This is a genomic window from SAR324 cluster bacterium (genome assembly GCA_015232315.1).
Classification (GTDB): Bacteria; SAR324; SAR324; order SAR324; family NAC60-12; genus JADFZZ01.
On record JADFZZ010000010.1, the window covers coordinates 109,703 to 118,862 of the forward strand.

General features: G+C 47.4%; 11 protein-coding genes. 2 read left to right on the forward strand and 9 right to left on the reverse strand.

Annotated features, from left to right (window positions below):
• Window positions 1-20 precede the first annotated feature (20 nt).
• The 4 genes from HQM11_09545 to HQM11_09560 are packed head-to-tail and all read right to left on the reverse strand — an operon-like array spanning window position 21 to window position 3,854.
• Window positions 21-1,460, reverse strand: coding sequence for a c-type cytochrome (locus tag HQM11_09545; protein ID MBF0351267.1), 1,440 nt, complete (start codon window positions 1,458-1,460; stop codon window positions 21-23).
• Window positions 1,461-1,474: 14 nt separating this feature from the next.
• On the reverse strand, window positions 1,475-2,278 hold the full coding sequence (gene cobA, locus HQM11_09550) for a uroporphyrinogen-III C-methyltransferase (GenBank protein ID MBF0351268.1): 804 nt from the start codon (window positions 2,276-2,278) through the stop codon (window positions 1,475-1,477).
• Window positions 2,279-2,306: 28 nt separating this feature from the next.
• Window positions 2,307-3,503, reverse strand: a complete 1,197-nt coding sequence (locus HQM11_09555; GenBank protein ID MBF0351269.1) for a protein nirF — start codon at window positions 3,501-3,503, stop codon at window positions 2,307-2,309.
• Window positions 3,504-3,509: 6 nt separating this feature from the next.
• Window positions 3,510-3,854, reverse strand: a complete 345-nt coding sequence (locus tag HQM11_09560; GenBank protein ID MBF0351270.1) for a cytochrome c — start codon at window positions 3,852-3,854, stop codon at window positions 3,510-3,512.
• A 115-nt stretch (window positions 3,855-3,969) separates the two neighbouring features.
• Here HQM11_09560 and HQM11_09565 point away from each other — a divergent pair, with 115 nt between their 5' ends.
• Window positions 3,970-4,725, forward strand: coding sequence for a Crp/Fnr family transcriptional regulator (locus HQM11_09565; protein MBF0351271.1), 756 nt, complete (start codon window positions 3,970-3,972; stop codon window positions 4,723-4,725).
• On the opposite strand, the gene nirJ is transcribed toward HQM11_09565, so the two are convergent.
• The 5 genes from nirJ to HQM11_09590 form a co-directional block, all read right to left on the reverse strand.
• Window positions 4,691-5,884: a heme d1 biosynthesis radical SAM protein NirJ gene (gene nirJ, locus HQM11_09570; GenBank protein MBF0351272.1), complete on the reverse strand. Its 1,194-nt coding sequence runs from the start codon at window positions 5,882-5,884 to the stop codon at window positions 4,691-4,693. The two genes, HQM11_09565 and nirJ, sit on opposite strands and share 35 nt — an antisense overlap.
• A 6-nt stretch (window positions 5,885-5,890) precedes the next feature.
• On the reverse strand, window positions 5,891-6,370 hold the full coding sequence (locus HQM11_09575) for an Lrp/AsnC family transcriptional regulator (protein ID MBF0351273.1): 480 nt from the start codon (window positions 6,368-6,370) through the stop codon (window positions 5,891-5,893).
• Window positions 6,371-6,465: 95 nt separating this feature from the next.
• Complete coding sequence (locus HQM11_09580) at window positions 6,466-6,909, reverse strand: AsnC family transcriptional regulator (GenBank protein ID MBF0351274.1); 444 nt, start codon at window positions 6,907-6,909, stop codon at window positions 6,466-6,468.
• On the reverse strand, window positions 6,905-7,393 hold the full coding sequence (locus HQM11_09585; protein ID MBF0351275.1) for an AsnC family protein: 489 nt from the start codon (window positions 7,391-7,393) through the stop codon (window positions 6,905-6,907). The genes HQM11_09580 and HQM11_09585 overlap by 5 nt, the downstream gene beginning before the upstream one ends.
• On the reverse strand, window positions 7,390-7,848 hold the full coding sequence (locus tag HQM11_09590) for an Lrp/AsnC family transcriptional regulator (GenBank protein ID MBF0351276.1): 459 nt from the start codon (window positions 7,846-7,848) through the stop codon (window positions 7,390-7,392). Before HQM11_09590 ends, HQM11_09585 begins: the two co-directional genes overlap by 4 nt.
• Before the next feature lie 491 nt (window positions 7,849-8,339).
• Here HQM11_09590 and HQM11_09595 point away from each other — a divergent pair, with 491 nt between their 5' ends.
• Window positions 8,340-9,074 carry an Hpt domain-containing protein gene (locus HQM11_09595; protein ID MBF0351277.1) on the forward strand — a complete coding sequence of 245 codons (735 nt, stop codon included), beginning with the start codon at window positions 8,340-8,342 and terminating at the stop codon, window positions 9,072-9,074.
• Window positions 9,075-9,160: the final 86 nt, after the last annotated feature.

The following is a 9,160-nucleotide window of genomic DNA, read 5'->3' on the forward strand; positions in this document are numbered from 1 at the left end:
TATCTGCTGAAATCCTCGGCTTACAACGGAAAAAATGTTTTGTTGTAGGCGTTGTATTTGCCAATCGGCATGTTGAACGGAATTCGCTGTTTTTCCTGCAATGTCCGCGCGTCATAAATCACCACAGCCCCCGCAGGGTCCCAGATACTCACAAAGGCTTCCTTCCCGTCAGCAGTGAACTCAATATGCATCGCTTTTTTTCCGGATTGGGGCTGTAGCTCGACCGTGTGCAGTTCAAAATTATCCTTGCGGATCAATTGAATGGTGTCGGTGTTTGAATCCAGCCACAACCAGGGATTGTTGGCGTGGGTTCGGATGAAGAATCCTGATCCTTTGACGCCGACCTGTTTGACGACTTCAAACGGTTCCAGCGTGATGAGCGAGATTTTGGCAAGGCCAATGTGATTGAGTGCCGCATGGATTTTGTGATCTTTCATGAAAAAGGCCGCGGAAAATAAATGCGGCAACCCTTCTGTCTTAATCTCTCCCAGAATTTTCCGTTGTTCCAGATCATAAAGATTCACCCGGTTCCCCTCTCTCAAACTGGCCAGAATCCATGGTTTTTCCGGAATCAGTGAAAGATCCTGAAACGGCTCGGGCAACGGAATGGATTCTGTCTGGATTTCAGTTTGGTTGTATGTGATCAGCAACAGGCTGGGCAGATCTGTGAAAGCGACCAGAAATGCCGGACGATGATGGAGGTGATAAATTGCCGCCGGTTTGCCTTCCAGTGGCAGTGTTTTTACCAGCTTCAGGTTCCTATCCAGAAACACAAGATTTTGCGGCAGAAGATTGGCCGCGACAACCCATTGGTTATCGGGAGAAATCGCGATATTCCGGGTATTCTGCGCGACCTGTACCATACTGCGCATCTGCCAGTTTTTCAGATCATACCCGGCAATAATCCCATCCCGGGTCACTGCATAGATGCTTTCATAATGATCATCAAATTTGGGACCGCCATGAATGTTGCCCACAAAAAACTGATCAAGACGATTCATGGTCTTGCCATCATAAATGTGGATACTGCCACTGCCACGTTCCACAATCAGCAGGATTTCTTCCCGGGAGGTCAACGAAACCTTCAATGGTTCCCTGGCTGGATAGGTCTGATGACTTTCCCGGATTTCCCTGTCGCCCCATTCGGTGACCTGCACCGGAGTTTGAAGCCACGTTGCCAGTGATTGAATCTCAGCCGGTTTGAGTTTTTGTTGAAATTCAGGCATCTGAGTCGATGGAAGACCTGCTGTCATGATCCTGATTAAATCCTGAGAATTGTGGCGACTTATCGCATTTGGTACCAACGGAGGCGCATAACCACCATACCGCTGAGATCCATGACAGGTGGCACAATGCTGGTTGTAAAGGGTGACAGCCTCAGCTTTGGCCTGTTCAGTCAGCACGGTTTGAAACAAAAACAGGGCTGAAATCCATACAATTTTTGGGGCAAAAGAACGCATAAGTACCAAATTTATTAGAGAGCTAAAGTCGACATTCCGGAAGCAACCGAAACCATGTCCGCTTCTGAAAGCTGTTCAAACCATTGAAGTTCTTCACGCAACGCAACGACTTGCCCCACGACAATGAGACACGGTGACTGAACATGGGCACGTTCCACTTCATGAGAAATGAGGTCCAGCGTTGCCACCACAGTTCGTTGGCGATCCAGTGTGCCATTTTCGATCACCGCGATGGGTGTCTGAGGGGATAGTCCATGGCCGGTCAGGCGTTCTACAATCTGGGGCAGGGTGCTGAGCGCCATGTAAAATACCAGTGTCTGATTCGGTGAGGTGAATTGACTCCAGTTCAAATCAGGAAGTTGTTCTCCCTGCTGAATGTGGCCAGTGATGAGGGTCAGGCATTGACTGATTCCACGATGGGTTAGGGGAATTCCGGCATAAGCGGCAACGGCATTGGCGGCTGTGATTCCCGGAATAATTTCAAAGGGAATTCCAGCGTTTTTGCAAGCCAGGGCTTCCTCGCCGCCTCGTCCGAAAATAAACGGATCACCACCTTTCAACCTCACCACCTGTTTTCCTTCCTGAGCTTTTTCGATGAGAACCTGATTGATGGATTCCTGTGGAAGCGTGTGGCGTCCTGAGGTTTTTCCGACAAAAATCATTTCCTTGTCCGGGCTGACGAATTCCAGGATTTCTTCTCCGACCAGACGATCGTACACAATCACCTCGGCGGACCGTATCAGCCTCAACGCCTTGAGTGTGAGCAATTCGGGGTCTCCCGGTCCGGCGCCTACCAGAAATACTTTTCCTGATTTCATATCCATATTTCTCCAAAAACAGGGTTGGTTAAAGTCCGATTCTATGGGCACGAGGGACCATGAAAATTCCGCTGGGGCCATTGATTTCAAGCGTTTCCTGAATTTCATGGGTATAGGCGTCCAGCACCATCAATTTGTTTTCTGTTCTGACTGAAACATAGGCCATGTCACCTTTGGGCGTAAAATGGATGTGAGAAATGCCTCGTCCCAGTTTGATGGTTTCACGAATCTGGAATGTCGCAACATCAATGATCTGCAATGTGTCGTTTTTTGGACCGGCGAAGGTGAGCCACAATTCACGTTCATCAGGTCGCGGCACCGCAAACACAACGGTTCCATAGACGGCAATCGACTGGAGCTGAGACCAGGTTTTCAACTCATAAACCATGAGTCGTTCTTCACTGATCACAGGCGTGAAGGCCTTGCCATCCGCCATTCCCCATCCGGAAAGATGCGGAACTTTATACATCGGAACCTTCGGTGATTCAAGGTTTGCATCCAGGGTGGAAACAGGTTGAGGTCCGGCTTCCATATTCCATAAATCCAGACGAACCACCTGATTGGATTTCAGAAAGCCCGCCAGATAATAGCGTCCTTCTGAAGTGAGGAACGCGTCATACGGATAATTCCCGACCTGTTTCCATTGTTTGAGGATTTTGAAATCGGGAGGACGGGAGGACACCACCCAGATTTCACCGCCGTCCATCAATGAAAAAATAAACCGGTGTTCGGGCGCGTCCACCAGTCCCACGGTTCTGGAAGTCTGTGTTTTTCCCTCAGCATCCGTATACTCGGCAGAAATAATTTTAAGAATTTCAAGCGACTGACTGTCAAGAATGCGGACATCTCCGGGTTCGTAATTGCTCACAGCCAGATATTTTCCATCCTGGCTGATCGCTCCGCCAATGGAGTTTTTCCCGGCCTGAATACTGGCCATTTTCTTTCCGGAAAGCAGATCCACCTTGTGGACCCAGCCATCGCGTTGAAATGTATAGGCAAACTGCTCATTTCTGGAGAAAACAACGGTGGCATGTGACAAATCGCCCAAGTGTTCGACACGTCTCAGGATTTTGCGATATTCTGTATCCAGGATGACCAGTCCGCCAGTATTTCTTTCAATCACAACCCCGAGTGTGCCGGTTCCCTGTCCATAAATCGGAGTGCTCCATAGTAAAACCATTACGAGGCAATCCATGAACCTGATTTTTATTTTATGATCACGCATAAGACTTCACGGTTTAAGTGCGGGTTGAATCTGTGGTTTTTCAGGAACAACAGTTAACAGATAATTTGCCAGGAATTGAATTTCCTCGGTGGATAAAACACCCTCCCAGGGTGGCATGAATTTGTCTGGACGCCCGAAGCGGATCACTGTTGCCAGGGCCTCTGGCGTCCATTTATTAAGAGAAGAAGGATCCAGTGCCGGTCCCAAACCGCCATTGCGATACATTCCATGACAGTTTCCGCAATCTTCTCTCAAAGTGGTCAGGACTCGTTCTGACAGCGTTTGAGCCACTACAGATTGATGGAACAACCCGATGGCGAACACCAGTAAAAACCATTTCAACTTGGACATCAGTCTCCATATTTTGCTTGATGCGTCAAAAAAAGAACATCTTGACACTCAGGCGTTTCCGTTTATTTTTCAAAAACTTTACTCTTTTATTGGCAGATACCTCAGGAGTTTTTTTATGCAAACAAAACCCAGTTCGGCGATTCCGCCCAAACTACTCTATAATTTTCAGACTCTCAAAAACTTTCCTCCCCATGTTCTGGATGAGATGAATGATCTGATTGAGCTGAAAATGGTGGAACGCCGGGAAATCATTTTCAACCAGGGCGATCTACCAGATTACTTATTTGGAATTATTCAGGGACGAGTAAAAATTGTTCATAATACAGTCTCAGGGAAAAATATTCTGTTTGCGATTCATGAAACTGGTCAAATCATTGCCGAAGCCCCTGCTATCGGCGGTTTTGCGTATCCTGCCACCGCAATCGCCATGACCTCTTCTGTGATCTTCCGGATGGAGCATCAAAAATTTACAGACATCTTGATGAAATATCCTGAACTGAGTCTGGAATTGCTCAAATGTCTGGGAAAACGTGTGGTTTATTTTGCAGACAAAATGAGCCAGATGGCAGTGTTGACAGTCCACCAGCGAATTGCCCAGGTTTTGCTCGAATTTGTGCAACAGTATGGTGTTGCTGAGGGCTCCTGTGTGCATCTTGAATTGTCGCTAACGCGTCAGGAGCTGGCTGATATTGTTGGAACCAGCATCGAAACCACCATCAGAGCATTGAGTCTGTTTAAAAAACAGAAAATTGTTAATTTTGATCACCAGCATATCATCATTGAAGATTGCAAACTTCTCGAACAGATTCTGGTTTCCGGAGGTGGCACCTGCCCTCTCAAATCGCGTGAACCCTGCCTTGAAGCGGTTTGATCCGGATACGTCCATGAGGTTCCAGGCCGATTTCTTCATTGGTCAAATAACAGCCGGGATCTTCGGCCCATGGATTCCCCGTCATTTGCCAGGCCCGCACCCGGGTGTTTCCTCCGCAAATTGAAAAAAAATCACAGGCGGCGCAACGCCCTTGAATGGCACGGGGAAAATGTTTCAATCCGGCCATGATAGGATCCGACACATCGGACCATATCTCGGAAAAAGGCCGTTCCAGAACATTGCCCAACGTATAGTCTGACCAGAAGGTGTCAGGATGCACGTTGCCCAGGTTGTCAATGTTGGCAATGTTCACTCCGGATGAATTTCCGCCCCATTGCTCCAGTTTGTCTGTGATATGTTCCAGCGACTCCGGAAAATTTCGTTTGATCCAATACAATAAATAGGCGCCATCGGCGTCATTGTTTCCGGTCACAAACTCTTTGTCTGTTCCCTGATTGACATATTCCCAGGCGGTATCAAACAACAGATCCATGGCAGAGCGGGTGATTTCAAAATATACATCGTCCTTCCGATTCTTCAATCCCCGGCCACCATAATTGAGGTGGGATAAATAGAATTTCTGCAGGTCTTCCTGCTCCATCAATTCCAGCAGTTGCGGCAGATTATGAGCGTTGTGGGTGGTCAGGGTGAAACGGATTCCAACCTTGATTCCCTGTTTTCTGCAACGGCGAATGCCCTGGAGCGCTTCTTCAAACGCGCCGATTTTGCGTCGAAAACGATCGTGCGTTATTCTGATTCCATCAAGGCTCACACCCACATAGTCATAACCCGCATCCGCGATGGACTGAATATTATTGTCTGTGATCAGGGTTCCATTGGAAGAGAGTCCCACATAAAATCCAAGATTCCGGGCATAAGCCGATATTTCAAAAATATCAGGTCTTAACAGAGGTTCACCACCTGACAGAATCAGAACCGGCACACCATAGGCCCGCAAATCTTCCATCACCTGTTGAATCTGAGCGGTCGAAAGTTCCCCGGGATATTCCTGATTCGCGGACGAAGAATAACAGTGCCGACACTGTAGATTGCAGCGACGACCGAGATTCCAGATGACAACCGGCCCCGGAGGATTACGTTTAGGACGCAACGGCGTTGGTTTAACAATTTCATGCAGATATTGAGTGATTCGAAACATAATGCTTCATCCCTGTAAACGGACCCCTGTTTTTTTCAAAATTCTCTGACTGAACAACACCTCATATCCCCGGCAATGAGAACCGACAATGGACAGTATTTGTTCAACCAGAGGCGTTATCTCCTCTCTGGTTCTGGCATGGACCATGGCAAACACATTGTAGGACCATTCAGGCACATGACGTGGACGTTCATAGCAATGGCTGACAAACGGCAATTCGCTGATTTTTTGTCCCAGGCGTTCCACCGCTTCATCCTCAATATCCCAAACCGACATGCCATTCGCCCGATAGCCCAATGCGTAATGATTGGGAACCGCGGCAATTCTGCGGATGATTCCTTCCCGCTTCATTCGCTCCATGCGTTCAAGCACGTCACTTTCCGGAATACCCAACTGTTCAGCCACTTTTTCCCAGGGGTTTTCATGCAACGGGATTCCCGCCTGGGTTGCAAGAATGATTTGACGATCCACAGCGTCAACGTTCATGAGTCACTCCTGAATAAATGTTTGGCCGGCCTTGGTCTCGAGATGACTTGTAGAGACATGCTATAGCGCGTCTCTACAAATCGCAGGGTTGATGTTTACACAGGCAGATAAAGGCCAATAAAGAATTCTTTAAGTTTTGGAAACGCAAAGACCTTGTAACCTGTTGCCTGTTCGATTCGCGACAGGGTGTGTTCGGCCTGTTCCCTGGTTTCAGTCGCAACCACAAACCACATATTCAATGTGTGCGACCGTTCGTAATTGTGTGCGACTTCAGGAAACGCGTTCACAATTGCTGTCACACGATCATACTCATCCACAGGAACACTGAGAGCCGCCAGAACAAATAAACCGCCCATCCGATCCACATTATACATCGGGCCAAACCGGCTCAACAATCCTTTGTCCAGCAGAGCCTGGATCCGTTGTACAATCTCAGACTCCGTGAGATTGGCTTCAGTCGCGATTTTTCTGAAAGGATGCCGTTCCAGAGAAATACCCTCCTGAAGCCGATTGAGCAGTAAGCGATCCATAGCATCAATTTCGGGCGTCAAAATAGCATGCTCCACGTTGTTTGAAACAGTGACGACTGAACAGCACCTCATAATCAACCGCAGTCAGGGCACACCCGGTTTTCAGTTGTTCAATCTGGTTCAGCACAGTGTCTCGACTGGTGCCATGAATCATGCAAAACAGATTATACGGCCATGACGGTGGATTTCTCGGACGGCTGTAACACAAGGTGACAAATTCATATTTTTTAAGCTGTTCCCCGATTTCCTGTTCCAGGTCGTCCGCGATATCCCAGACGACCATGGCATTTGCGTTGTATCCCAGCGAACGGTGTTTCACCACCAGTCCGAATCTTCGGATAATTTGTCGCTCCACCAGAGATGTCAGGCATTCAATGACTTGTTGTTCGGTCAGGCCAATGCTCAGTCCAACTTGCTCATAGGGTTGGGGAACCAGTGGAAGTCCTTCCTGAATTGCTGAGATGACTTGTTGTTCCAACTCTGAAATTCTCATACAGAAAACCCCAGATCAATGTGATACTCTCTCTTCAGAGGCAGAGACATGACGTCATACCCGGTTTGCTGTTGAATGCGTTCCAATACCTGTTGGAGATGCCAGTCAGAGTGTGCTGTCACGACAAACCAGAGCGTATACAATTCATGCTCCCGTTCATAATTATGGGTAATTTCAGGAAGAGAGCTGATTTTTGCGGCAACTTCTTTGAGTTCTCTTGGTGGAACAGGCATGGCGGCCAAGGTGCTCGCCCCCACCTTACCCGGTTTGATCACTGCGCCAATGCGGCTTATCACTTCATTTCCCTGAAGCTTTTCAGCCATTTCCAGCACCTCGCTTTCAGTGAGGCCAAGCTGTTGCGCAATTGCCTCAAAGGGTCTGGCGGTTAACGGAAAATCTCGTTGAAACAGATTGATAAACTTTTTTTCAAGTTCTGTGAGTTGAACTTCTTTCATAGTCCTGCATTCCGGAAAATATTAAGAATCCATCCTTTGCGGAATAGGTTTTGGCCCGGAATGAGGTTTTTGAACATGATCAATGTCATAAATATCGTTTTTTGACACAATGCCGGATCTACCAAACTTTGGTTCCAGCTATGTCGGGTTAGTTTCTTAGAAGTTAAATTCTGCGCAAAATGGCAAAAGGATTTAGCCACAGAGTCACAGTGTCACAGAGTATGTTTTAAAAAATTCTCTGTGTCTTTGTGTCTCTGTGGCAAAAATTGGTTCCGGCTATGTCGGGTTAGGAACCAACTGTTAAATGGATAACGTGCCCCACGGGACGTAGGGCACGAGCAAACTTTTAAAACTTATTCTTTTGCCATTCCAAGTCAAACTCCCCGAACCATCTTTTTTCCCCCCGGTATTGACAAAACGTTTTGTATAAGTCAGAGAACATTCAGGGGTTTATGATGATTCTTAAATGAAATATGGGGGAGGCGGAGGGAATGTCATTTCAAAAAAAATGGGAGAAAATTTGCGAGCAGGTATCCAATCTGGATGACCATGCGTCTATCATGGACTGGGGTGACCTGCTACGAGCCATTGAAGCCGTTGGAAATGCGGTTGATACACCTGCATGGTTTTCTTCCATACAACAATATTTTGACAAGAATATTGGAGACATCCTGACCGACCAGCAATCTGCTTCCACTGTTTTGCCCGGGTTGAAAGAATTTTGTGAACAACTCAATCTCATCCAGAAAAACATTCGTGCGGAAGCCTTCATCAAGAAATTTGTACTGACGTTTTCCAACAAGGAACAGCCGAACAATCGGGAATCCGCAGTGTTTCCGCAAAAGCCGGAAAAGACTCCTCCTGAAAAGCATCCTGAACATCCCGGTGTCGATGAACAGAATGTGCTACAGCACCTGCCGCCGGAAGCATGGACAGATAACCTTTACAGCGATTTCATCAATGAAGCTGAGGATATGCTGGAAGAGACCGATCAGGTATTAAACATCATTCAGCAGTCTGGTGCTTCTGATCAAACTGCGGTCAACACCCTGTTCCGAACCATGCACACCATCAAGGGCACCGCCGGATTCCTCGGATTAATCGATATTTCTGTACTGGCGCACCATACCGAGGATCTGTTGGTGAAGATCCGGGATGGCCAGCAATTTTTTTCCGCCGACAATATTCTTGGGTTTTCGAAAAAAACATCTGTTGAGTTGTGTTGATTTGGCATAAAAATTTTCTGAGCGCCATTCACCCCAGGAGGACGTATGAAAATCCCTTGTATTGAAGCATTACCTTGGTTAGTAGC